Source organism: Curtobacterium sp. PhB172 (assembly GCF_003752545.1).
Lineage (GTDB): Bacteria > Actinomycetota > Actinomycetes > Actinomycetales > Microbacteriaceae > Curtobacterium.
This window is the reverse complement of record NZ_RKIF01000007.1, coordinates 119,171-142,962: the sequence shown is the minus strand read 5'-3', so window position 1 is coordinate 142,962 and position 23,792 is coordinate 119,171. Positions and strand designations below refer to the sequence as shown.

General features: G+C 69.5%; 25 protein-coding genes and 1 tRNA gene. 10 read left to right on the top strand and 16 right to left on the bottom strand.

Annotated elements, in window-relative coordinates; translation table 11 throughout:
• Positions 1 to 15: 15 nt before the first annotated feature.
• From pgm to EDF42_RS07815, 7 genes are all read right to left on the bottom strand, one after another.
• A complete protein-coding gene (gene pgm, locus EDF42_RS07845; RefSeq protein WP_123671933.1) occupies positions 16 to 1,635 on the bottom strand; it encodes a phosphoglucomutase (alpha-D-glucose-1,6-bisphosphate-dependent) in 1,620 nt (539 codons plus the stop codon).
• Between the two features lie 104 nt (positions 1,636 to 1,739).
• Positions 1,740 to 1,985: a hypothetical protein gene (locus EDF42_RS18895; protein ID WP_123293701.1), complete on the bottom strand. Its 246-nt coding sequence runs from the start codon at positions 1,983 to 1,985 to the stop codon at positions 1,740 to 1,742.
• A 59-nt stretch (positions 1,986 to 2,044) separates the two neighbouring features.
• Positions 2,045 to 2,707, bottom strand: a complete 663-nt coding sequence (locus EDF42_RS07835; protein ID WP_123671932.1) for a class I SAM-dependent methyltransferase — start codon at positions 2,705 to 2,707, stop codon at positions 2,045 to 2,047.
• Positions 2,704 to 3,336 carry a DUF2064 domain-containing protein gene (locus EDF42_RS07830; protein ID WP_123340185.1) on the bottom strand — a complete coding sequence of 211 codons (633 nt, stop codon included), beginning with the start codon at positions 3,334 to 3,336 and terminating at the stop codon, positions 2,704 to 2,706. The genes EDF42_RS07835 and EDF42_RS07830 overlap by 4 nt, the downstream gene beginning before the upstream one ends.
• Positions 3,333 to 4,118 (bottom strand): glycosyltransferase family 2 protein, encoded by a 786-nt coding sequence (locus EDF42_RS07825; RefSeq protein WP_311316781.1) that lies wholly within the window; start codon positions 4,116 to 4,118, stop codon positions 3,333 to 3,335. Before EDF42_RS07825 ends, EDF42_RS07830 begins: the two co-directional genes overlap by 4 nt.
• 391 nt (positions 4,119 to 4,509) lie before the next feature.
• Positions 4,510 to 5,580, bottom strand: a complete 1,071-nt coding sequence (locus EDF42_RS07820; protein ID WP_123671931.1) for an NAD(P)-dependent oxidoreductase — start codon at positions 5,578 to 5,580, stop codon at positions 4,510 to 4,512.
• Complete coding sequence (locus EDF42_RS07815) at positions 5,577 to 6,539, bottom strand: MTAP family purine nucleoside phosphorylase (protein ID WP_123671930.1); 963 nt, start codon at positions 6,537 to 6,539, stop codon at positions 5,577 to 5,579. Before EDF42_RS07815 ends, EDF42_RS07820 begins: the two co-directional genes overlap by 4 nt.
• Before the next feature lie 105 nt (positions 6,540 to 6,644).
• On the opposite strand from EDF42_RS07815, the gene glp reads away from it, so the two are divergent.
• The 7 genes from glp to EDF42_RS07780 all read left to right on the top strand — a co-directional run bounded on the left by glp (position 6,645) and on the right by EDF42_RS07780 (position 12,793).
• Positions 6,645 to 7,871 (top strand): gephyrin-like molybdotransferase Glp, encoded by a 1,227-nt coding sequence (glp, locus tag EDF42_RS07810; RefSeq protein ID WP_123671929.1) that lies wholly within the window; start codon positions 6,645 to 6,647, stop codon positions 7,869 to 7,871.
• Positions 7,868 to 8,419: a cyclic pyranopterin monophosphate synthase MoaC gene (moaC, locus tag EDF42_RS07805; protein ID WP_123671928.1), complete on the top strand. Its 552-nt coding sequence runs from the start codon at positions 7,868 to 7,870 to the stop codon at positions 8,417 to 8,419. Before glp ends, moaC begins: the two co-directional genes overlap by 4 nt.
• A complete protein-coding gene (locus EDF42_RS07800) occupies positions 8,416 to 8,928 on the top strand; it encodes a molybdopterin-binding protein (RefSeq protein WP_123340190.1) in 513 nt (170 codons plus the stop codon). Before moaC ends, EDF42_RS07800 begins: the two co-directional genes overlap by 4 nt.
• Complete coding sequence (locus EDF42_RS07795; RefSeq protein ID WP_123671927.1) at positions 8,925 to 9,380, top strand: molybdenum cofactor biosynthesis protein MoaE; 456 nt, start codon at positions 8,925 to 8,927, stop codon at positions 9,378 to 9,380. The genes EDF42_RS07800 and EDF42_RS07795 overlap by 4 nt, the downstream gene beginning before the upstream one ends.
• 34 nt (positions 9,381 to 9,414) lie before the next feature.
• Positions 9,415 to 10,038 (top strand): hypothetical protein, encoded by a 624-nt coding sequence (locus tag EDF42_RS07790; protein ID WP_123671926.1) that lies wholly within the window; start codon positions 9,415 to 9,417, stop codon positions 10,036 to 10,038.
• Between the two features lie 75 nt (positions 10,039 to 10,113).
• Positions 10,114 to 10,512, top strand: coding sequence for a PLDc N-terminal domain-containing protein (locus EDF42_RS07785; protein ID WP_123340192.1), 399 nt, complete (start codon positions 10,114 to 10,116; stop codon positions 10,510 to 10,512).
• Between the two features lie 433 nt (positions 10,513 to 10,945).
• Positions 10,946 to 12,793, top strand: coding sequence for an ABC-F family ATP-binding cassette domain-containing protein (locus tag EDF42_RS07780; protein WP_123671925.1), 1,848 nt, complete (start codon positions 10,946 to 10,948; stop codon positions 12,791 to 12,793).
• 6 nt (positions 12,794 to 12,799) lie between these two features.
• On the opposite strand, the gene EDF42_RS07775 is transcribed toward EDF42_RS07780, so the two are convergent.
• Both EDF42_RS07775 and EDF42_RS07770 read right to left on the bottom strand, forming a co-directional pair.
• Entirely contained in the window at positions 12,800 to 13,240 is a 441-nt protein-coding gene (locus EDF42_RS07775; RefSeq protein ID WP_123671924.1) for a VOC family protein, read from the bottom strand.
• A gap of 10 nt (positions 13,241 to 13,250) precedes the next feature.
• Positions 13,251 to 13,745, bottom strand: a complete 495-nt coding sequence (locus tag EDF42_RS07770) for a MarR family winged helix-turn-helix transcriptional regulator (protein WP_123340195.1) — start codon at positions 13,743 to 13,745, stop codon at positions 13,251 to 13,253.
• A gap of 79 nt (positions 13,746 to 13,824) precedes the next feature.
• Here EDF42_RS07770 and EDF42_RS07765 point away from each other — a divergent pair.
• Positions 13,825 to 13,896: transfer RNA gene (locus EDF42_RS07765), tRNA-Gln, on the top strand.
• A gap of 244 nt (positions 13,897 to 14,140) precedes the next feature.
• On the opposite strand, the gene EDF42_RS07760 is transcribed toward EDF42_RS07765, so the two are convergent.
• Together EDF42_RS07760 and EDF42_RS07755 are read right to left on the bottom strand one after the other, a co-directional pair.
• Positions 14,141 to 15,970, bottom strand: coding sequence for a hypothetical protein (locus EDF42_RS07760; RefSeq protein ID WP_123293716.1), 1,830 nt, complete (start codon positions 15,968 to 15,970; stop codon positions 14,141 to 14,143).
• Positions 15,967 to 16,803: a site-specific integrase gene (locus tag EDF42_RS07755; RefSeq protein ID WP_148067652.1), complete on the bottom strand. Its 837-nt coding sequence runs from the start codon at positions 16,801 to 16,803 to the stop codon at positions 15,967 to 15,969. Before EDF42_RS07755 ends, EDF42_RS07760 begins: the two co-directional genes overlap by 4 nt.
• Before the next feature lie 517 nt (positions 16,804 to 17,320).
• Between EDF42_RS07755 and EDF42_RS07750 the strand changes: the two genes are divergently transcribed.
• Positions 17,321 to 17,890: a helicase associated domain-containing protein gene (locus tag EDF42_RS07750; protein WP_123293718.1), complete on the top strand. Its 570-nt coding sequence runs from the start codon at positions 17,321 to 17,323 to the stop codon at positions 17,888 to 17,890.
• 5 nt (positions 17,891 to 17,895) lie between these two features.
• Here the strand turns inward: EDF42_RS07750 and EDF42_RS07745 are convergent, their stop codons facing one another.
• A complete protein-coding gene (locus tag EDF42_RS07745) occupies positions 17,896 to 19,023 on the bottom strand; it encodes a hypothetical protein (protein WP_123654333.1) in 1,128 nt (375 codons plus the stop codon).
• Positions 19,024 to 19,237: 214 nt separating this feature from the next.
• Here EDF42_RS07745 and EDF42_RS07740 point away from each other — a divergent pair, with 214 nt between their 5' ends.
• Entirely contained in the window at positions 19,238 to 19,729 is a 492-nt protein-coding gene (locus EDF42_RS07740; protein ID WP_123654332.1) for a hypothetical protein, read from the top strand.
• Positions 19,730 to 20,348: 619 nt separating this feature from the next.
• Here the strand turns inward: EDF42_RS07740 and EDF42_RS07735 are convergent.
• The 4 genes from EDF42_RS07735 to EDF42_RS07720 all read right to left on the bottom strand — a co-directional run bounded on the left by EDF42_RS07735 (position 20,349) and on the right by EDF42_RS07720 (position 23,449).
• Entirely contained in the window at positions 20,349 to 20,942 is a 594-nt protein-coding gene (locus EDF42_RS07735; RefSeq protein WP_123293721.1) for a substrate-binding domain-containing protein, read from the bottom strand.
• A 106-nt stretch (positions 20,943 to 21,048) separates the two neighbouring features.
• A complete protein-coding gene (locus EDF42_RS07730; RefSeq protein ID WP_200849224.1) occupies positions 21,049 to 22,245 on the bottom strand; it encodes a permease in 1,197 nt (398 codons plus the stop codon).
• Between the two features lie 52 nt (positions 22,246 to 22,297).
• Complete coding sequence (locus EDF42_RS07725) at positions 22,298 to 22,897, bottom strand: DUF305 domain-containing protein (RefSeq protein WP_123293723.1); 600 nt, start codon at positions 22,895 to 22,897, stop codon at positions 22,298 to 22,300.
• Positions 22,898 to 23,005: 108 nt separating this feature from the next.
• Positions 23,006 to 23,449 (bottom strand): hypothetical protein, encoded by a 444-nt coding sequence (locus tag EDF42_RS07720; RefSeq protein ID WP_123340876.1) that lies wholly within the window; start codon positions 23,447 to 23,449, stop codon positions 23,006 to 23,008.
• Between the last annotated feature and the right edge of the window lie 343 nt (positions 23,450 to 23,792).

The following is a 23,792-nucleotide window of genomic DNA, read 5'->3' as shown; positions in this document are numbered from 1 at the left end:
CCTGCGGGTGGTCGACTAGGCGCCGAGTGCGGCGTCCACGATCTCCTTGGCCTCGCGCTGCACCTGCTCCAGGTGCTCCTGCCCGACGAAGCTCTCGGCGTAGATCTTGTAGACGTCCTCGGTGCCGGACGGCCGTGCGGCGAACCAGGCCCTGTCGGTGACGACCTTGACGCCGCCGACGGCCGCGTCGTTGCCGGGGGCCTTCGACAGCTTGGCGGTGATCGGGTCGCCCGCCAGGGTCTCGGCGGTGATGGCGTCGCCGTCGAGCTTCGACAGGCGGGCCTTCTGCTCCTTCGAGGCCGCGGCGTCGACGCGCTGGTAGACCGGATCGCCGAAGCGCTCGGTCAGCTCGACGTACAGCTGCGAGGGGGTCTTGCCGGTGACGGCGACGATCTCGGACGCCAGGAGCGCCAGGATGATGCCGTCCTTGTCGGTCGTCCACGCCGTGCCGTCGGTGCGCAGGAACGACGCACCCGCCGACTCTTCGCCACCGAACGCGACGGAGCCGTCGATCAGGCCGGGCACGAACCACTTGAAGCCGACCGGGACCTCCCACAGACGACGCCCGAGCGACTCGGCGACGCGGTCGATGATGCTCGACGACACCAGGGTCTTGCCGATGGCCGCGTCGTCGCGCCAGGCCGGACGGTGTGCGTAGAGGTACTCGATCGCGACGGCGAGGTAGTGGTTCGGGTTCATCAGGCCGCCGTCGGGTGTGACGATGCCGTGCCGGTCGGAGTCGGCGTCGTTGCCCGTCAGGACGTCGAACTCGTCCTTGTGCGCCAGGACCGAGGCCATCGCCGAGGGGCTCGACGGGTCCATCCGGATCTTGCCGTCCCAGTCGAGCGTCATGAACGACCAGGTCGGGTCGACGTCCGGGTTCACGACGGTCAGGTCGAGGCCGTAGTGGTCGCGGATGAGGTTCCAGTACGGCAGCGATGCACCACCGAGCGGGTCGGCGCCGATCTTCACCCCGGCACGCTTGATCGCGGCGATGTCGATGATGTTCTCGAGGTCGGCGACGTAGGTGTGCAGGAAGTCGTAGCGGTCGGGGGTGGCGTGCTCGGTGCGCTGCACCTCGGCGTTGCCGCCCTCGATGATCGCGTTCGCCCGGTTGGCGATCCAGCTCGTGGCGTCGCTGTCGGCGGGTCCGCCGTGCGGCGGGTTGTACTTGAAGCCGCCGTCGCGGGGCGGGTTGTGGCTCGGCGTGATGACGATGCCGTCCGCCGTGTCCGGGTTGCCGCCGCGGTTGTAGCGGATGATCGCGTGGCTGAGCGCGGGGGTCGGCACGTAGCCGTTGTCGCTGTCGGCCAGGACGTGCACGCCGTTCGCTGCGAGGACCTCGAGCGCGGTGCGCTCGGCGGGGCCGGACAGGGCGTGGGTGTCGCGTCCGATGAAGAGCGGGCCGTCGGTGCCCTGCGACTGCCGGTACTCGACGATCGCCTGCGTGATCGCGGCGATGTGGGTGTCGTTGAAGGCGGAGTCGAGCGAGGAGCCACGGTGGCCGGAGGTGCCGAACACGACCTGCTGCTCGGCGACGGAGACATCGGGCACACGGTCGTAGTAGGCGGCGACGAGTGCGTCGATGTCGACGAGGTCGTCTGCGGTCGCGGGGGTGCCGGCGCGGTCGTTCATGCGTCCATCCTGGCATCGCGCACCCGGACGCGTCCGGCCGGCGCACAGCCCGGGCCGCAGAGCGCGGCCGGAGCGGTGTCCGCCGACCGGGGCGACGGCACGGCTCAGGCGGTGCGGAAGGAGCCGGTCGCCGTGCGGAAGGAGCCGGTGGCCGTGCGGGTGGAGGCGGTCCAGGTGCCGGGACGCGACCGCTGCACGTCGGTGAAGCGCCCGAGGCGTCCGGTGATCGGCGCACCCGTGTAGGTGCCGACCGAGTCGGTGGAGCGGGTGCCCGTGAAGGACCCGCGCTCGTCACGGCCGCGGAGTCCGGACACGAAGGTGCCGCCGAGCGGGAAGGTGCTGTTCGTCATGCGCTCGACCGTACGTGACTGTCTTGCATGATGCAAAACAAGTGCACGAACGTGCGTGATCAGGCCATGAGCTCGCAGAAGCTCCGGCCCGCGACCGTCCAGCTCTGCCGCGCCACGAGGCCGGCGTCCGCCGCGTGCCGGTGCAGCGCGTCGAGACCGACCTCGGCCCAGGGGAACCCGGCGCTCTCGTGGCCGTCGGCGTCCACCACGCGGGCGGTGTACATCCGGTCGGCCAGTGGGTCGGGGTTCGTCTCGACGATCACCCGTCCACCGGCGCGGACGATCTCGCCGCAGCGCTCGAGCAGGGCGGCGGGGTCGCCACCGATGCCGATGTTGCCGTCGATGACCAAGGCGGTGTCCCAGTGCCCCTCGTCGGGGACCGCGTCGAACACCGACCCCTGGATCGCGGTGCCACCGGACCGCTGCGCGATCGCCACGGCCTCGGCCGAGACGTCCACGCCGAGTGCGGGGATGCCGCGGTTGCGCGCGGCGACGAGCATCCGCCCGGGGCCGCAGCCGATGTCGATCACGGGGCCGTCGGCGTCGTCGAGCAGCGAGCGGTCGACCCGGTCGGCCGCGGCGCTCCACCGGCCGACGTCCATCGTCGTGACGACGTCGGGGCGGTCCGGGTCGGTCAGCCGGAGCCGTCCGTCCGAGCGCAGTGCCCGGGCGTACGGCTCGCCGCCGCCGGCGCCGAAGGAGACGGGTGCGTGCATGGTCATCGGAGACTCCCCACGGTCTCGGCACGGAGTGCCTGGGTGAAGCCGGAGTCCGGCGCGAGTTCGGCGACGCGTTCGGCGTCGGGCATCGTGTCGACGTCGAGCAGCTCACCGAGGATCCCGACGTCGAGGCCGGCGTCGGTCAAGCGTGCGAGCTGGACGGCGCCGGTGTCGTCCTGCGACATCGGGACGCCCCGGAGCAGGTCGCCGGTCGGGGCCTGCAGGTAGAGCGACCAGAAGCCGCCGTCCTCGGCGGGGCCGAACCACGCGTCGCGCTCGGGCTGGTCGAACACCGGGGCGAGCGCGTCGGTGGACACCTGCGGGGTGTCCATCCCGACGAGCAGCAACGGGCCGTCGATCGCGTCGAACAGGAACCCGAGGCGCTCGTCGAGCCCGCCGCCGGGCTGGTGGAGGACGTCGAAGCCGTCGGCCGACTCCGGGACGACGTCGCCGTCGAAGAACAGGACGCGGCGGTCAGCAGGCAGCGCGCGCACGGTCGACAGGGTGTCGGCGAGGCTCGCGGACGCGACTCGTGCGGCACCCTCGGGGGAGAGCGCCGGGGTCAGCCGGGTCTTCACCTTGCCGGGCAGGCACTCCTTCGCGACCACGGCCACGGTGATGCCGGCGGTCATGCGCGCGTCCCCTCGACCGAGGCGGCGACGGGTGCGGAGTCGGGCCGTACCGCGGAACCGGTCGCGGCGGTGGAGCCGGCCCCGTGGCGGACGGACGCCGGTGCGACGACCCGGACGCGGGCCTCCCGGCGGTACGCGCGCAGCAGGCGGGTCATGTCGCGGACCGCGTTGATGGTGCCGCGGAGCGTCCCGGTCACCTTGCTGTCGCCGATGCGCTGCGCGTAGCCGATGTCGGACTCGTCGACGCGCCAGCCCGCCGCGTGCGCGGCCAGGACCATCTCGAGCGGGTAGCCGCTGCGGCGGTCCTGCAGGTCCAGGGCGACGAGGTCCTCACGGCGCATGACGCGCATCGGGCCGAGGTCGCGCAGGCGGTAGCCGGTCGCGCGGTGCATCAGGACGGCGAGGACGCGGTTCGCGAACCGGGCGTGCGGCGCCCAGGCGCCCTTGCTCGTCGGGACACGTCGTCCGAGCGCCAGGTCGACGCGGCCGCTCGCGACGCGGTCGACGAGCGGCGGCAGTTCGGCGGGGTCCATCGAGGCGTCCGCGTCGCAGAAGGCGACGAAGTCGGCGGTGGCTGCCGCGACGCCCGCGGCGCAGGCGGAGCCGAAGCCCTTCACCGGTTCCGTGACGACGAGGGCGCCGTGCGCGCGGGCGACGTCGGCCGAACCGTCGGTCGAGCCGTTGTCCACCACGATCGCGCGGTAGCCATCCGGAAGGCGAGCGATCACCTTCGGCAGGGCATCGGCCTCATCGAGGCACGGGAGGATGACGTCGACACTCATGTCCGTCATTCGGTGCCGGTCGTCAGATCGACGGGTCTGTCCTGTCATGCACTCGACGTAACACGACGACGCGCGTCGGGGTACAGGAAACTGCCGGGTCCTGGTCGTTTCGCGTGCTCAGCGCACGCCTGGTCCCCAGAACGGGGGACAGGATGCGCGCGTGTCGCTCGTCGGGATGTCGCAGGACGCCGTCGTGTCGTCGAGACGCCGCCGGATCCGGCGGCGTCTCGCGCACCAGGGGGCGTGCTGCAGAGACGACGGCGTCCAGCGCGGCCGTGGGGCGGGGACTGCGGACGGGAGGCGCGGGCGCGGCCGCCACGGGCCTCCCGTCCGGTGGCTGGTCGCGTTCTCAGGCGTCGCTCGCGGCGAGCGACCCGCTCACGCGTTCCGGCTAGCGGACGGCGCTGCGGAGGGGAGCGGTCGCGAAGTCGCGCATGCCGGCCACGAAGTCGACCTCGGCGCGCCAGCCGAGCTCGGCGGCGATGCGATCAGAACTCGCCGTGACGTGCCGGACGTCGCCCAGGCGGTACTCGCCCGTGACGATCGGCTGGGGGCCGTCGGGGCCTGCGATCGCCGCGGCCATGTCGCCGATCGTGTGCACGACGCCGGACCCGACGTTGTACGCGCGGAACGAGTCGGCGGGTAGGTCAGCGGTTGCGGAGATCGAGGCGGCGTTCGCTCCGGCGACGTCGTCGACGTGTACGAAGTCACGACGCTGGGCGCCGTCCTCGAAGACGCGGGGAGCGTCGCCGCGGGCCAGCGCCGAGCGGAACAGTGACGCGACACCGGCGTAGGGGGTGTTCGCGGGCATGCCGGGTCCGTAGACGTTGTGGTAGCGGAGCGCGATCGCCCGGCCACCCGTCGCGCGCGCCCAGCTCGAGGCCAGGTGCTCCTGCGCGACCTTCGTCTGCGCGTACACGTTCCGGGGGTCGAGCGCGGCGGACTCGTCGATCAGTCCGGGCAACAGGGGGTGACCGTCCGCGCCGATCGGGTCGAAGCGACCGGCGTCGAGGTCCTCGCGGCGGCGGGCCGGCGGACGGACGGGCTCGCCGTCGGACGTCGTGTACGCGCCCTCGCCGTAGACGACCATCGAGCTCGCGACGACGAGCCGGCCGATCTCGTGCCGGTCCATGCCGGCGAGGACGTAGGCGGTGCCGGCGTCGTTCGACGAGACGTAGTCGGGGGCGTCCTGGAAGTCGACGCCGAGGCCGACCTTGGCGGCCTGGTGGCAGACGACGTCGACCCCGTCGAGCGCAGCGTCGAGCGAGACCCGGTCGCGGACGTCGCCGTGCACGAACTCGATGCCCTGCTGCTGGTGGGCGCGCACGACCTCGCCGGGGTCGCCGTGGACGTCGTCGCGGAGGGAGTCGAGGACGCGGGCCTCGTGGCCGTCGGCCAGCGCGCGGCGGACGATCGCGGAGCCGATGAAGCCGGCGCCGCCGGTGACGAGCAGGCGGGTCATGCGGTGGTGCCCGCGGTCATGGTGGGCCCCGTGCTGGCGGCGGTGGGCTGGGTCTGCATGATGCTGGCGCTGGCGCTCGCCGGGACGAGTTCGCGCGGCGTGAAGTCGGCGGGGATCGCGCCGACGATCCCGCCGATGGCGCGGACGATCACCTCGTTGGCGCGGGCGAGACGCTCCATCACGAGGGCGTGGGTGACGGGTGTGCCGGCGTCGTCGGCTGCGTCGCCCGTGGCCGCTGTGTCCGCCGTGGCCGCCCCGTCCGCCGTGGCCGCGTGGGCGGCCGCTGCGGCGGCTTCGTCCTCGGTCGGGGCCAGGCCGGCGTCGGCGTCCGTGACGAACGACAGGTTGACGGTCGCGATGCCGAGCTCGGCGGCGAGCGGGACCTCGGGGGTCATCGTCATGTTGATGGTGTGGCCACCGGCCTCGCGCAGCCAGACGGACTCGGCGCGCGTCGAGAACCGGGGGCCCTGGATGACGACGCACGTGCCGGTCGGACGGAACGGCACGTCGAGTGCGGCGATCGCGTCGACGGCCGCGCGCCGCAGCGTCGGGTCGAACGGGTCGGCGAACGACAGGTGCTGGACGTCGTCCTCGAAGAACGTGTCCGCGCGGCCGAAGGTGCGGTCGATGAGCTGGTCGGTCACGACGAAGGTGCCCGGGGCGTAGTCGGGGTGCAGACCACCGACGGCGCTCGAGGACACGATCGCCCGGACGCCCAGGGAGCGGAGCGCCCACAGGTTCGCGCGGTGGTTGATGCGGTGCGGGGCGACGGAGTGCTCACGACCGTGCCGGGTGAGGAACGCGACCCGACGTCCGGACATCGTGCCGATGCTGATCGGGCTCGACGTCGGGCCGAACGGCGTCGGCACGTCCAGCTCCTCGGCGGTCCCCTCCTCGAACAGCTGGTAGAGGCCGGAGCCCCCGATGACACCGATCGTCACGGCTTCGTCGTTCTCCACAGGTCCTCCGAAAGGTCGTCGGCGCGGTCTGCGCGCTGGATACGCTACTGACGCCGGCCCCGGACGAACCGGGAGCGGCGACACCATCCCTGTTCGGAGGCACCTGTGCGAACGATCGGTCAGCACCGCGACGACCTGGCGGCGCTCCTCGCGCCGGTCCTGGCGGGCCTCGGGGCTGCGTCGTGGCGGGTCGACGACCTGGCCGTCGACGGCCGTGCCGGTCACGGGCACCGCGTGCTCGCTGCACCCGTCGCTTCACCGGTCCCGTTGCCGCCCTTCGACAACAGCCAGATGGACGGCTTCGCGGTCCGGGTGGCCGATGCCGGGCAGGACGTCCGGGTCGTCGCGCCCATCCCCGCCGGGGTCGTCCCCGCACCGCTCTCCGCCGGCACAGCGGCACCGATCATGACCGGCGCGCGGATCCCTGACGGCGCCGATGCCGTCTTCCCGGTGGAAGCCACGTCGCCGGGGTCCTTCCCGGCTGCGCTCGACCTGGGGCACGTCACGGTGCCCGCTGACCTCGTGCCGGGCACCTTCGTGCGGGCAACCGGCAGCGACCTGGACCTCGGTGCGTCCATCGCTCCGACCGGTGCGCCGATCACCCCAGCCCTGCTCGGCGCGCTCGCGTCCGCCGGAGTGTCCACCGTGCAGGTCCGTCGACCACTGCGGGTCCTCGTGGTCTCGACCGGCTCCGAACTGCAGGGAGCCGACACCGACGCGGCGACGATCGGCGACGCGAACGGCATCGCGCTGCAGGCGGCGCTCGCCGAGGTCGGTGCTTCGTCCCGCACGGTCCGGGTCCCCGACGACGTCGACGCGTTCGTCATCGCGCTCGACGACGCCGTGGGGGACTGGGCCGACCTCGTGCTCACCACCGGCGGCATCAGTGCCGGTGCGTACGAGGTCGTGCGGCAGGCACTCGAACCCCGCGGGCTCGCCGTCACCCCGGTCGCGATGCAGCCCGGCGGGCCGCAGGCGTTCGGCAGCGTGGAGCTCGCCGGTCGACCGGTACCGGTGGTGTCGTTCCCCGGCAACCCGGTGTCGGCGCTCGTCTCGTTCGAGGTCTTCCTCCGTCCGCTGCTCGCACCCCTCGTCGGGCTGCCGGCCGACCGCCCCGAGCTGCACCTGCCCGCGGCCTCGGCTGCGCAGTCACCGGGTGGCAAGCACCAGGTGCGGCGTGGCCGGGTGGCCGACGGGGTCGTCCACTTCGTGGGCGGACCGAGTTCCCACCTGCTCGCGCACTACGCCGCCGCCACCCACCTCGTCCACGTCCCGGTGGGGGTCGACGCCGTCGAACCCGGTGACGTCCTGACCGTCTGGAGCCTCCGATGACCGAACCCGTCGCCACGTCCGATCACTCAGGTCCGTCCGATCAGTCGGGACCGGCCGAGCCGGCCGCTCCGTCCGACGCGGCCGAGCTGTCGCACGTGCGCGCCGACGGGTCCGCGCACATGGTCGACGTGTCCGCGAAGCACGTCACCGACCGCTCGGCGACCGCCACCGCCACGCTCGTCACCCGGCCCGACGTCGTCGCCCGCATCCTCGACGGTTCCCTGCCGAAGGGCGAGGTCATCGGCACCGCCCGCATCGCCGCGATCATGGCCGTGAAGAAGACCTCTGACCTCATCCCGCTCTGCCACCCGCTCCCCATCGCCGGGGTGCAGGTCGACATCACCGGTGCCGACGACCGCGTGCTGATCGAGGTCTCGGTCCGCACGACCTCGCGCACCGGCGTCGAGATGGAAGCGCTGACCGGCGCGAGCGTCGCCGCGCTGACCGTGTACGACATGGTGAAGGCCGTCGACCGGGCGGCCTCGATCACGGACGTCCGAGTGCTCGAGAAGCACGGCGGTCGGTCCGGAGACTGGAGCAACCGATGACCTCGCAGCCGACCAGGGGCCGTGCCGCCGTCGTGGTGGTGTCCACGCAGGCTGCCGTCGATCCGGCACTCGACCGCACCGGACCCGTCATCGCGGGGTGGCTGCGCGAGCGGGACTTCACCGTCGCCGAGCCCGTGATCGTCCCCGACGGCGGGGCGATCACCGAGACCGTGACCGCCGAACTGCTGGCCGGGGCCCGGATCGTCATCACGACCGGCGGCACCGGAGTCACCCCGACCGACCGGACGCCCGAGGCCGTCGCGCCCCTCATCGACCTGGAGCTGCCCGGTGTCCTCGAAGAGGTCCGTCGTCGCGGGCTCGCGGGGGCCGGTCCGACCGCACTGCTGAGCCGCGGCATCGCCGGCATCAGCACCGGCGGATCCCTCATCGTCACGCTGCCCGGGTCGCGCGGCGGGGTGGCGGACGGACTGGCCGTGCTCGACGGGCTGGTCGACCACGTGCTCGCGCAGGTGCACGGCGAGGGCCACGCGCCCCGGAGCGCGTCATGACCGCGGCGCCGGCGTCGGCGCCGGCCCCGGGTGCGCGCGTCGTCCTCGCTGACGTCGTCGACCGGGGGATCACCGTCGACGAGGTCTCCGCCGTCGTCGCCACCGACCAGGACGGCGCCGTCGTCACCTTCGCCGGCGTCGTCCGCGACCACGACGGCGGCAAGGGCGTCACCGCGCTCGACTACGAGGGGCACCCCAGCGCCGGCGACGTCATCGCCGAGGTCGCCCGCACCGTCGCCGACGCGCACCCTGACGTCCGGATCGCCGTGCTGCACCGCGTCGGGTCGCTCGGCATCGGGGACGTCGCGCTCGCCGCGGCGGTGGCGTCGTCGCACCGGGCGCAGGCGTTCGCAGCGTGCGGGGAGCTGGTCGACCTGGTGAAGGAGCGGGTGCCGATCTGGAAGCACCAGCGGTTCACCGACGGCACGGACGAGTGGGTCGCGGCCCTGTGACGGATGCTCAGGTCGAGGTGGTTCACTCAGATCGGTGACCGAAGCACAGACGGCCGCCGACCGGCGGTGGGCCGACGCGGAGATCCGGGCGCACGCGTACCTCGCGCAGCCGCGTGATCGTCGTGTCGTGCCCATTCGAGGGTTCGTCCTGGCGGTGGCCCTGGTGATCGCGCTGCTGGTGCTCGTCGGCGTCGCGCTGCCCCCGGACTCCGACGCACGGCTGATGCTCTCGACCGTCGGACTCAGCATCGCGGTGCTCATCCTGGTGGTGGAGATAATCCGTGCGGTCCGGTTCCGACGCCGTGCAGGACGCACCGTCGTCCGTGAGCAAGTCGTCGCGTCGCTGTTGCAGCGTGAGCAGCGTGCGGTCTCCCGTGCGGCGGTCGGCCAGGCGGACGCGCCGGCTGATCGACGGATCGTGGTCGACGCTGTCGCGACCGACCTGGCGAGCGGTGCCGCACTCCCGATGCAGGCCGGGGTGCTCGTCGTCTGGTCGTCGGTCGCCGTCGCGGAGACGGCCTTCTGGCCGGTCTACCTGACCGGAAGTCTGTTCACGGTCGCCCAGTTCGCGTGGTCGGTGCGTCGCACCGTCCTTGCCCGGCGCTGTCTCGTAGCCCCGCACCGCATGGACGTCGACCCTGTACGGCCCCGCAGCTGACCGTGGCCGGATCGCAACACCGGCACGCGTTCGGGGCGTGGCGACAGCCCTCAGGTTCTCCATAGAATCGCGAACATGAGCGTTCTGCTGCCCGGGATCACCGTCATCCTGCTGGTCTTCGCCCTGATCGACATCCTGACCAAGAACGACGACCAGATCCGCGGACTCCCGAAGATCGCGTGGGTGATCCTCGTGATCCTGGTCCCCGTCGTCGGCAGCATCGTCTGGTTCGCCATCGGCCACGACTGGGCCCCGGGCGAGCGGAACCACGGCCGCTACATCGAACCCGCCCGTCACGAGGACCGGTACGCCACCCTCGGTGATGCCCGGAGCGCCCACGGGGCCAAGCGCATCAGCGGCACGGAGCAGGAGCTCGCCGAACTCGAGCGCGAGATCGAGTACTGGGAGGCGCAGGCTCGCCTGAAGCGCGCGAAGGAAGCCGCCGGCGAGGGCGACGCCGCTCCCGCGAGCTGACGTACCCGACTGCCGGAGCCGGACCGGCCCCGGTGAGCTGACCCGCGCCTCCAGGCCGACGCGCCGGCGCACCGTCGCGCCGTGCGCGGTCGGTCGGCTGGTGCGAGGTTGCCCACTCCGTGCGCCGCTACAACCTCGCACCGAGCGGTCAACCTCGCACCACCTGCCGAAGCCCGCACCGTGCGACCGAGCTGACCCGCGCGTCCAGGCCGACGCGCCGGCGCCGACGCGCCGTCGCACCCGGCGCACCGTGCGCGGTCGGTCGGCTGGTGCGAGGTTGTGCGCTGCGTGCGCCGCTACAACCTCGCACCGAGCGGTCAAGCTCGCACCACCTGCCGAAGCCCGCACCGACCAGTCAAGCTCGCCCCGCCCGCCGAAGCCCGCACCGACCACCCCGCACCGACCACCCCGCCACGCCGCCTACCCTTGACGCGTGGCTCATCTCCTCGGCGCCGAGAACCTGCATCTCGAGTTCCCCACCAAGGTCGTCTTCGACAACGTCACCCTCGGCATCGACGAGGGGGACCGGATCGGCGTGGTCGGACGCAACGGCGACGGCAAGTCGACCCTCCTCGCGCTGCTGTCCCAGCGCCTCGAACCCGACGACGGCCGCGTCACACACCGCCGCGGGCTGACCGTCGGCTACCTCGACCAGCGCGACATCCTGCCCGAGGGCGCGACCGTCGGCAGCACCGTCGTCGGCGACCTCGAAGAGCACGAGTGGGCCGGCGACCCCAAGATCCGCGACGTCATCGGCGGCCTCGTGTCGGACATCCCGTGGGACGTCAGCGTCGACGAGCTGTCCGGTGGCCAGCGCCGCCGCGTGGCGCTCGCGCGCCTGCTCGTCGGCGACTGGGACGTCCTGTTCCTCGACGAGCCCACGAACCACCTGGACGTCGAGGGCATCCAGTGGCTGGCCGAGCACATCAACCGTCGCTGGTCGTCGAACCAGGGCGGCATGGTGGTGGTGACGCACGACCGGTGGTTCCTCGACGCGGTGTCGACCGACACGTGGGAGGTGCACGACGGCGTCGTCGACCCGTTCGAGGGCGGCTACGCGGCGTACATCCTGCAGCGCGTCGAGCGCGACCGTCAGGCAGCCGCCAGCGAGCAGCGCCGCCAGAACCTGGCCCGCAAGGAGCTCGCGTGGCTGCGCCGCGGCGCACCGGCCCGGACGAGCAAGCCGAAGTTCCGCATCGACGCCGCGAACGCCCTGATCGACGACGTCCCGCCGATCCGCGACACGGTCGCGCTGGCGAAGACGGCGACCGCTCGCCTGGGCAAGGACGTCGTCGACCTGCTCGACGTCAGCGTCTCGTTCGACGGCACCCAGATCCTCGACCGCATCGAGTGGCGCATCGCACCGGGGGAGCGGACCGGCATCCTCGGCCCGAACGGCGCCGGCAAGTCGACGCTGCTCAACCTCGTCTCCGGCACGCTCGCGCCGACGAGCGGCCGGGTGAAGACCGGCAAGACTGTGCAGGTCGCGATCCTCGACCAGCAGCTCGCCGACCTGGCGCAGTTCGCGAACGACCGCGTGCGCGAGGTCGTCGCCCGCAAGAAGACGAGCTACGTCGCCGACGGCAAGGAGATGACGCCGGCGCAGCTGCTCGAACGCCTCGGCTTCACGGCGGAGCAGCTCTCCACGCCGGTCAAGGACCTGTCCGGTGGCCAGAAGCGCCGCCTGCAGCTCATGCTCATCCTGCTCGACGAGCCGAACGTGCTGATCCTCGACGAGCCCACGAACGACCTCGACACGGACATGCTCGCGGCCATGGAGGACCTGCTCGACACCTGGCCGGGCACCCTGCTGGTCGTCTCCCACGACCGGTACCTGCTCGAGCGCGTCACCGACCAGCAGTACGCCGTGCTCGGCGGCCACCTGCGGCACCTGCCCGGCGGCGTCGACGAGTACATGCGGCTGCGTGCGGCCGGCACCGGTGGCGGGACCGCTTCTGCGGCTGCCGCCGCGTCTGCCGGGAGGCCCGACACCGCTGGCGGGACCGGCTCGGCCGGTGCCGTGGCCGGGTCGACTGCCCCTGCCGCGCCCGGTTTGTCGGGTGCGGACAGGCGCACCGCCGAGAAGGAGATGTCGGCGCTGGACCGCAAGATCGCGCGCGTCGGTGGGGAGCGGAAGAAGCTGCTCGACGACTTCGCCACCCACGACCAGTCGGACTACGCCGGGCTCGGGGAGTTGCAGGCGAAGCTCGCGGCGCACGAGGCCGAGATCGAGCAGCTCGAAGAGCGCTGGCTCGAGGTCGCGGAGCTGCTCGGGGTCTGAGTGGGTCTACTCCGCTGGCTTCGCGTCCTCGGGAGCCCCGCCGCCGGGGTTCGCGACGACCTCCCACAGGTGCCCGTCCGGGTCCTGGAAGAACCCGGACCACATGCCCCAGGGCCGCGTGTACGGGGGAGCGAGCATCGTCGCGCCGGCGATCCGGGCCCGGTCGAGGAACGCTTCGGCGTCGGCCTGACTGTCGACGAAGTGCCCGATCGTCGCCGCGGGGCCGTCGGCGAGGGCAACACCAGAGTCCTTCGCCATGTCGTCCCGCCCGTAGACGCTGACGATCAGACCGTCGTCCAGGGTGAACATCGCCGTGGTGCCGCCCGCTTCGGTCTCGGTCGGCGGGTACTCGGTGCCGATGACGCCGCTGCCCTCGATCCCGAGCAGGGCGCGGTAGAAGTCCGCCGATCGTGCGACGTCGGCGACGGCCAGGGTGATCGCGTGCATGGGCCGGAGACTAGTCCCCGAGACCCAGGATGAGTCGGCGGAGCAGCCCGGCCAACTGGCCCTGCTCGTCGGCGGAGACCCCGGACAGGATGTCGCGTTCGGCGGCCAGCAGGTCCGCGATCGCCGCGTCCACCGCCACCCGGCCCTTGCCCGTCAGCGACACGAGGATGCCGCGGCCGTCCCTCGGGTCGGTCCGTCGCCCCACGAAGCCCCGCGCCGTGAGCCGGTCAACACGGTTCGTCATCGTGCCGCTCGACACCAGGGTTTGCTGCAGCAGGGTCTTCGGGCTCAGCTCGTACGGCTCACCCGCCCGCCGCAGGGCCGAGAGGACGTCGAACTCCCACGGCTCCATGTCACCCGCGTCGAACGCTGCTCGCCGCGCGCGGTCCAGGTGCCGCGCGAGCCGGTCGACGCGGGACAGGACCTCGAGCGGGCCGAAGTCGAGGTCGGCACGCTCACGACCCCACGCCGCGACGATCCGGTCGACCTCGTCCTGGTGCGGCATCCCTCCATCTTGGCCGATGCCGGGGCGGACGGCCAGCCTCGTCGGTCATGGGAGGATGGACGTGCACCCACGGGTGCGTTCCGCCTTGGTGTAATGGCAGCACGACGGCCTTTGGTGCCGTTAGGTCCGGGTTCGAATCCTGGAGGCGGAGCCGAGGGGTGATCCGAGTTTTCGGCGTTCGGTTTGAGACTTTTCGCGGCTGGGGGAGCTTGGTGCCGTGAAAACCGGATTGAGCACCCCGGGGACGAACTGCGAGACGTCGAATGCGACTGCACCCCTTGGCCCAAGGTGCTCTGTGCCAACGACAGCACCCCCTGCCCGACAAACGGGCAGGGGGTACCGCGGCCGGGGCGGCCGTCAGGAGGGCCGATGTTCAGTTCGGAGCGAGCAGTGCGCTACGCGATGAGTCTGAGTTGCTCTATCTCTGCAAGTCGGTTGAACGGGTTGCGACGATCGTGCTCTTCGACCGTGAGGCTTTCGAGGCCGGGCTCGAAGAGCGCGGCGCTCGAGCGGTTCATGCGGTTCATCCCACGGAGAGCGAGGCGGGCCTTGAGCCAGTCGATGATGCGGGAGATGTTGGCGCTCGCTGCTGCCATGGCGCCGGCCATCTCGACGATCCAGGGGCCACGCATGCGTCGCTTCATCGGAACCCCGAGCGCCTCGCGGTCCGCGTCCTTGAGACACGAATTGCCGTTCTCGACGTTGTTACGCTTGCCGAACCAGGCGCGCCACACATCGGACTTGTACTCGTACTCCTGACCGTACTTGAGGTGGTTCTGGTTCTTGTCGCCGTTCTTGTCGCTGAGAACCCCAGGGACTTTCACGGTCTTGCCCGGGATGACAACGTCGATCCAGGTGTCGGACTCTGCGTCGTAGACCTTCGGGTCGGTGAACTCCGGGTAGGAGTACTGGCGCGCGCCGGTGGCGTCGTAACCGCTACGGGGGATGAGCCGGTAGCGGGAGCGCTCCTTGCGGCGCTGACGGAGAAGCGCATGGGCTTCGTCTCGAAGTATGGAACGCTCGGCCTCGGGCTTGCTCGTGATGGTCTTGAGGTAGTCGAGGTAGGTCTTCTCGGCGTCGATGAGGGCGGCTGGCATGAACCGCAGGTGCCAGCTACCCGTGACCATGACCAGGTTGTGCCGGCCATCGGCGCTTGCGTAGAACGCTTGCTGACCGAGCTCTTCTTCCTCGTTCTTGTAGTCCATGACGACCTTGACGCCTGCTTGCGCGAGAGGGCGCTGCAAGTCCTCGGGCTTCGCTCCTGGGAAGTAGGCGCGGTCGCCGACAACGGTCTTGATGGGGTGACCGCGTTCGACGGCAGACTGGTAGAGGAACAAGCCGTGCCCTGTGAGAGCGCCAGGCTTGTGACCGCTGGTCGAGAGAAAGAGCAGGGGATAGCTCGCCTCAGTCTCGTTCGGGTCGCGGGTCATGACCGCGTACTCGAGCTCCCATCCGAACGCGTACTTATCGCCACCGTCATGGTCAGGGTCGTGGCTGCCCTGGCGGCCGTACCAACCGCAGTCGTAGTTCGTGGAGACCTTGTCGCCCGGCTTGATGTTTTTGGCACTCTTCTGCTTGCCCGAGACTTCCGCGAATGTGGCATCGATGGCAATCGCGCCCTTGAATCGCCGGCGAACTTCACGGTTGAGGAACTGGACAGATCCTTCGATCAGCTGGTTCGTGAGTTCGAGCATGCGGGCTGCGCGCTTCGCCATCTCCACCGGGTCGCGCAGCTCCGCAATGGCCGCCGCGCGTTCTGCGTCGGTCATAGTGTTGCGGCGAGGGCCGGGGTGTCGGTCGATGAGCTTCCGGAGCCGCTTGATTGCCTCCCAGATGCGGCGGTAGAGGGTGTCCTGGTGTGGGGTGAACTTCAGGATGCCGATTGCTTCACGCTGTGACGTCGTCAGGGACATCGCGACTTCCGTCATCTGCTGGATGCTGACGCTCCGCCGAGCTCGCATCGTGATGAACATCAGCATGAGCACGGAGGTCTCCGACATCAACGCCTTCCGGCCTCGGTCGGATGTCCGGTCTTCCGCTTTCCAGCGCTCGATGCGCGCTCGAATGCACGCTCTGTCGAACAGGCGGACGGTCTCGAACGTCGCCAGCTCAAGGGGGAAGGCCTGACCGATGCGGATGTATGTCGACATCTTCATGCCGAAGTCGTCCTGCATCCACCGTTCGGCGTCGTCGAAGTCGTGATGCTTCGGCTTCGGCGCGGTCATCGTGCGACCTCCGCACGGAGCTGACGACGGTAGGAAGCAGTGTCGGGCGCGGGAACGTGGGCGACGAGCTGGTCGAGGTGCTCGAACTTCGTGACACCGGCGGCGGTCATCAGGGCACGCATGTTGGTGCCGGCGATGAGGTGGGTGATGAGCCACGTGTTCCGCATGCGGGTGGTGACGGGGTCTGGCTCGTTGCCACGATCGGTGTCGTAGAGAAACGTGGTGAGCGTGCTGATGCCGTGCTTGACGCGCTTCGGGGATCCGAACACCCAGTGCTCCGGCTCGACCTCGGCGATGGAGTTGAGCAGGAGCGTTTCGAAGCGGGCCAGGAGCGGAACGGTCCGGGCTCCCGGGTTGACAGTGACGAGGACACCGCCGGCGTCAGCGAGGATGTCGCGGCGGCGGGTCTGGAGGAGCTCGTTCGCTTTGAGCCCCGCTCCAGTGCAGAGTGCGAGGACGACGCCGGCGCTGCGGCGCCGCGCCGCGGTCGACTGGCCCGTCGCCCAGCTCTCGAGGAGGTGCAGGTCTAGGTCGTCGTAGGGTGCTGCGGTGTTCTGCGGAGTCGTCGGTGCGAACTTCAGCGGCACCTCGCCGACGAGGACCTCGGACATGCGCATCAGAGAGGACCGGTATGTGCGACGCGTGGTGTCCGACCAGGTGACGTCGGTGCGGGTGATGTAGCGCCGGATGATGACGGGGTGGAACACGACGGCGGTCTTCGCCGGGTATCCGTTGACGTTAACGACCCAGTCGACGAACGGTGCCGCAATGACGATGAGTCGGTCGGCGGGCTGAGCAATGGACGCTGCCGCCTCGGCGACTGCGCTGACCACGAATTCCCGGACAACGTCCCATCGGTCCTCCGCGAACGTCGGAACGTACTTCACCGGTGTTCCTCCGCGCGTGAGGAACGACAGGAGGGCGCGCAGCATCGCGGTGATGTACTGACGCGGTGACCGGGGGATCTGGCTAGGCATGCCCGGCCTATGCAGGCGAAGTGGGATGAGCTGTGGGAACGCGTCCCAGATTTTGATCTCGCTGCCGTCCGATCCGCATGCCCGCGCGGATCTGCCGGGGTTGCCGCGCATGCGAACGGTCGCGTCACCCCGGGCGTGTCGCCGCTTGCCAGCGCATGCGGCGTCAGCGTCGGCGTCGTACGCGTGACGCTGGCCATGTGCATGCGATCCGGGCGGCTCTCTGCTTCGGGGACTCAGAAAACGTAGTGATCTTCGCGGCCGGATTGGTCCTGTTTGCGGACCCCGCTCGTCTGCGACCCGCGCGTCCTCCAAGATCACGCCCGTTCCGCGCATACCCCCTCCGAGGCCGACCGCCGGCCTCGGAGAGGACCACATGCCCACCCCGACCACGGCGCTCGCAGCGCTCCACGGCGAGTATGCCGACCACGCAGCGCAGCCAGCCCTGACGCTCACCCTCGACCAGCGGCGCGGCGTTGCGTTCTACCTGGCCGACACCGATGACGCCGTCGAGGTCGAACCTTTCGTGCGACGCTGGATCGACCGAGTGCACGACCTTGACGACTTCGTCGGCAGGCGCGGACGGATGCCCCGCGCCGACTCGACCCGTCCGCGCCCTGCCACCGCCGAGCAGAGCCTCGTCGACGCCCTCACCTACTTCCGGCAGGTCGGCGCTGCGGGTGGCTACTGCTCGTACCAGGTTCGACGACTTGAAGCGGTGCCGGGGTTCGCCTGGAACCCCCGGGACGCGCAGTGGTCCGCGATGCTCGCCGCGCACCAGCAGTTCTGGGCTGATCATCAGCGACCGCCGCGTCGTCGCGCGGCCGACCAGACGGAGGTGACGATCGGACGGTGGGTCGCCCAGCAACGAGCCCAGCACGCCCGCGGCCGCCTGCTGCCGGAACGCGAGCAGCAGCTCCGGGCGGCTCGGTTCCGTGTCCTCTGAAGGCGTTACCGAACTTCGCGGGCCTCGGCGAGGATCCGTCGACGGTGCTCGGAAGCGTTCATCGTCGGAATGTGCCGGAGGGACGTGACCAAGTGCTCGGGCTTGCGCAGTCCGCCGGCAGCCATGAGTTCGGCGGCGTGCGTGCCGGCAGCAAGGTGCGTGGTGATCCAGGTAGCGCGCATTCGCGTCGGGACTGGCTTCGGTTCGTTGCCGAAGTCGGTGTGGTTGATGAACGGTGTGACGAAGTTGTAGGTCGTTTTCTTGTTCGACCCGCCGAGTACCCATGCGTTGTCCGGCACGTCCGTGAGGGAGTCGATGAGGAGCTGCTCCCATCGTTCGAGCACGGGCACCAACCTCGGCGTTCCGCCCTGTACGTTGACGAGCGCTCCGTCACGGTCAACGTGCACGTCGCTGCGTCGAAGGTGCTGCATCTCCCACGGGTCCAGCCCAGCACCTGCACCTAGGGCAAGGACCGCGCCAGCACCTCGACGTCGCAGTGCCGTTGACTGCCCCCGCGCCCAGGACTCGAGCAGGTTCAGTTCGAGGTCGGTGTACGGGGCTGTGACGGACTGCCCGTTCAACGGCGCAAACTCGATCGGACCTTCGTGGGGGAGGACGACCTCCGAGATCCGGAGCAGGAAGGACCGGTAATCGCGGCGTGTCTTGTCCTTGAGGTTGAGGTCGTCGCGGGAGATGTACCGGCGGATCAGCACCGGGTGGAACACGTTGGCGACCTTCTGCATCCCGTTGACGTGCACGACCCAGTCGACGTATGGAGTCACCGCGACCATGAGCCGTTCAGCAAGGTACGCGCACGCGGGCGCGACGAGTGCGACAGCGTCCAGTACGAACGGCTCGATGCTGGCCCACCTGTCGGCGGGAACCGACTGGCTCCGATACTTCCGCATCGCGTGAAGGGGCTCCGGGCGAAGCTGCGCGACAAGAGTCCCCTTGTCTGCGTTCGAGCTTCTGGCCCCGAGCGTTGAGTCCCCGAGGCTGAGCGGCTCGCGTTCCCAACATTGGATGTGCGAGCAGTGCTCGACGGGACCTTGACGTGGGAACGGACGACCGAAGGCGGCGCCCATCGGTCGCCCCAGGGCGGTCGCGGACGCGACAGACTCCTGGTTCGGCATGACAAGGTGCTCGGTTGAACTCGGTGAGCGGAGCGCCGCTCGAACGGCGGCAGGGAGCGAAGGCATGCCACGGCTATGCCTGACGGCCTCACCCTGACGTAAGGAACGCCGAGAAGAAGATCGACCAGGTCTCGAGGGACGGGTGCTCGGCGCCTTTCCCGGCTGGTTCGGGCGTGCCGGCATAGCTCCAGGACTACGACTCCTGGAGGGCCCCTTGGACTACCGCACCGCCACCCGTGAAGAACGAGCCGCCGAGTTCATCGACTTCGCGACGAAGCTGCACAAAGGCCGATACGACTACGCGCACGTCGAACGCAGCTACGTCAACGGCGATACCAAGGTCACCATCATCTGCCCCGACCACGGGCCCTTCGAGCAAACCCCGCGCGAGCACCGCCGAGTCCGCGAAACGCCCTGGGGCCCGCAGCGTGGCCAGGGATGCCGGGACTGCAAGGGCTTCCGCAACGCCAACCAGGAGTTGCGCACGCAGCGTTTCATCCAATGTGCAACCAACCGGCACGGCGACAAGTACGACTACGCGAAGGTCGTCTTCATCGACCAGAAGACTTACGTCACGGTGATCTGCCCGCTCCATGGGGACTTCCAGGAACGCCCCGACAATCATGTGGCGGAGGGCTCGGTCGGCTGCAAAGACTGCCATCGCCTTGCCCGAAGGGCAGGCCGTTCGAAGACGAAGCGGAAGTAGGTCAACGGCGTGCATCCGACTTGTTGCACCACTGACGCGCTAGTCCGTTCTCGGCCGGAGCCACTTCCACCTTGAGTGAGCACGGGAGCTTCGTGGAGCTCAACACCATCACGGTGGCGTTCCACGGGATGTTCTCGCGGTTCGCCGCTACCTCGTTACTCGATCGTGTTGTCGGTCGAGTCCAGATCGTGTCTCCCTGCACCAGATCATGTCGTTTCTTGCCCCGGCGACGAGCTTCGTGACAGTGTTTAATACTCCAGCCGCGATGGTCTTGATTGTCGTCCGCCGAGCAACCGTGATTGTTCGCGGAAACGGTCGCCTGCTCACCGAGGATGTCGCGAGGACCGTTCGGCGACAGGCTCTGCGCGCAACCGCCTCGTTTGAGGGTGGGACTTTCGTCGGCGTCCTCCCCAGTTGGTCTGCCCGCCTAGGGGTCGGTCTGATCGGCGGAGGCCGTTCGTCTCGGCGGAGGGGACCGAGTCGTTCGAGGATCGGAAGTAGCAGCCGAACTGAAGCGTCGGCGAGACCGACGTTGACGGGCCGATGATGATGCGTCAAGGGTCCGAGCGTCGGGCAGCGTGCGACGTGCCGCGGGGCGAGGTCACCGCCGATGCCGCAGCTATGTGGTTGCGCCCTCTACGACCCTGATGTCGAGGTGGAGATCCGATTCCTGCATCGGCTCGCCCGTCAGCGCGGCTAGGAACCCGGCGACCGTGAGGTGGGCGGCCTCGGATGCTGGGTAGTCGATCGTCGTCAGGCGGGGCACGATGACTTGCGAGATCGGCGTGTTATCCATGCCGATCAGAGCGATATCCTGCGGAACCTGGCGGCCCCGAGTGGTTGCCGCCGACAGAAGTGCGGTCGCAACGTCATCGTTGTAACAGGCGATCCCGACGGGAGCCGACGGGAGAGCGTCCAGGGCGACCAACGCCTCATCTCGGTCCACGCCGAGGCGCACGATCGTCGGTTCAGGCAAGCCCTGGTCTCGACACTCGTCGCGAATCCCCGACTCGCGCTCGTCGCCGAAGACGTCCTGGCGTGCGTCGCGGAGGCGGGCGAAGGCGATGGTGCGATGCCCTCTCTCGACAAGGTGACGCACCTGAAGCCTGCCGATCTCTTGATTGGCTCCGCTGTCCGTGTTGATCGGGGAAGATGCGATGAACTGTACCCCTCGCGAACGCATGATCTCCTGCTCCTTGGCGGAGAAGGGCATGAAGGACAGGACGCCGCGGGGGTTCGCATGTGGCTGGGAACGCTTTGTGGCGTGATTCCGACAATGCTGTGTGGCCTAGCTTGCCCTGTCGGCGTGGCCGGTCGGGTCAGGGCTGGCTGTGCTTGGCGTTTGCCTGGTCGTGGGTATCGGGGTGGTCACTCATCATGCGGAGCATGGGCCATGAGCCGCTGCGGGTGAAGACGACGAGCAGGAACGCCGCGACGAGCAGGAACACGATGTTGAGCCAGGTGGTGTAGTTCCAGCTGATCGAGGTCGTCACGATGGTGAGGTGCCGGTTCGTGGGGATAAGGTGCAGCGGGGTGAAGAGCAGTTCGACGGCGTAGCCGGCGAGGACCATGGCGCCGTAGAAGATCCCGGTGATGCGGAGGGCTGCTTTCCAGCCGTAGTACTTCCGGTAGATGATGATGATCGGGATGATGATCAGGTCGGCGAAGATGAAGCTGATCACACCGCCGAAGCTGATCCCACCGTTCCAGAGGACCGCTGCGAGGGGGACGTTGCCGACGGAGCAGACGAAGCTCACCATCGCCAGGATCGGTCCGATGAGCGGGTCGATCAGGAACGCGAGCGTCGGGTGTCCCTCGAGGAACAGTGCTTGCAGCCACGCCTTCGGGACCCAGGCGTCGAAGGCGCCGGCGATGAGTAGGCCGATGACGATGTCGCGGATGACGGATGCCCAGTCCATGACGAAGTACTGCGACACGCTCGTGAGCCCGGGCCTCGAGAACAGTCGCCGCCAGAAGCCCTGGTCGCCCTGCACGGACATGTCCATGGCTGCGTGGCCCTCCATCGCGCCGGCGAGGCCCTTGTCGGCCTGTTCGCGGGCGGCGTCGACGATCTTCCCGCGCATCCAGAGCCGGAACCCGAGGGCGATGAGGATGATCATCAGCGGTCCGCCGACGAACTCCGCTGCGGTGAACTGCCAGCCCATGACGAACGCGAGGATCAGACCGAGCTCGACGACGAGGTTCGTGGAGGCGACCTCGAACGCCATGGCCGACGACAGGCTCGCGCCCTTGCGGAAGAGCGCCCGTGCGAGGGCGACGGCGGCGTAGGAGCAGGACGAGGACAGTGCGCCCAGGCCGGTTGCGACGCTGATCGCTCGGGGGGAGTCGTCGCGCATGAGCTTGGTGATCTGGTCGGTGCGGACGACGGCTTGGATGATGCCGGAGAGGGTGAAGCCGAGGATGAGGGGCCAGAGGATCTCCCACCCCATCGAGCCGGCTGCTACTAGGGCGTCACCGACTGCGTTGATCACGAACATATACACCTGCTTCTTCACGTCGCGGGCATATTCTGCCGCGACAGGGTGGTCACGAACGGGGAAGAACCGGTCACTTGGACGCGAGCATGTCCTTCATCTGCGTGATCTGCTCGGTCTGGCTCGACACGATTGACTTCGCCATCGCGACCGCGTCGGTGTTCTTGCCCTTGTCGACTTCGCTCCTGGCCATATCGACGGCGCCCTCGTGGTGCTGGACCATCTGCTGCAGGAACAGCTTCCCGGCGTCCTTCGCGGATGCCTGGTCAAGGTCGGTCATGTCGGAATCGGACATCATCCCGGACATGGAGTGCCCCGACCCAGGGTGCTCCGACTCCGTGGGCTCACCCCAGCCCTGCAGCCAGCTGGTGAGCTGAGTGATCTCCGGACCCTGCTCGGCCTTGATCTGCTTCGCCAGGGTGGCGACGTTGGGGTCAACACCGTCGCCCTTGGCGAGGAGCACGTCGCTCATCTCGACGGCCTGCTCGTGGTGCGGCAGCATCATCTGCGCGAACATCACGTCCTGGTCGTTGTGCGCCGACGCGGCCGATCTCGACGAGGCGGACGAGCCCGCGTCGGAGCTGCTGTTGTTGGTGGAGCAGCTCGCGAGGGTCAGGCCGAGGGTGAGCGAGGCGGCGATCGCGAGGATGCGCGTGGTCGTGGTGGTGTGCATGGAAGGTCCGTTCCCGTGTATGCGTCAATTGGTCCGGGCAGGCGGATGCCTCCCGGTTCTGGGCATGCGGGAGCCGCCCTGCGGCGGTGTGGTCCCGCAGGGGGAGGATCAGATGCGGATGATCTGCAGTGCCGTCAGTGACGGTGGTTTCGGTGCTGCGATGTGGCGCGGCAGCCGGTCAGCCAGCGCAAGCAGTCGCGACAGCAGCGCGAGGACGCCGCCGGTCCGTGCGCGCACTAGCGCCCATGCGAACAGGGCGATCGTCAGCGCGCACGCCATCCCCATCAGCGAGCACATCAGCGCGCACAGGCCGCTGTCACAGCCGGCGTCGGTGAGGACCGTCAGCACCGCGGCCGCGGGAGCGGCATGCTCCCCGTGGCGGTTTGCGACGGCATGGACGTGCTCGGTGGTGGCGGCGGGAGCTGCCATCGGGTGCTCGTGGCCGGCCATCGTGTGCATCAGGACCGTGAACCCGACCAGCAGCAGCAGCGCCAACGTCGCTACGGCCTGCAACAGCAGCCGGCGACGCGGGGAGGCGGTGGTGGTGAGCATCAGTCTTTCGATCAGGTCGGTGAGTGTCGGAGTGTCGAGCTGCAGCGTTGAGCACGTCACAGTGCAAGGTAGATTTAATGGCACTGTACCCCCTGGGGGTATGTGCTGTCTGTGGCGGCTGGGTGATTGATCAGCACAGGGGTATGCGTCGCGTGGCCGTACCGTTCAGAGGCCGTACCCCTTCCGCAGAAGCCGGAGGGACTTTCCTGTCGTGGTGCGTGGTGGTGGGTGCATACTGGTGGTGTCTTCGGACCCGGTAGTGGGGCTTGCCGGACCCAACCTCGACACCTGTCGACAACAGTCCCTATCTCAGCACGGCGCGCGTCAGCGTGCCCGAGATAGG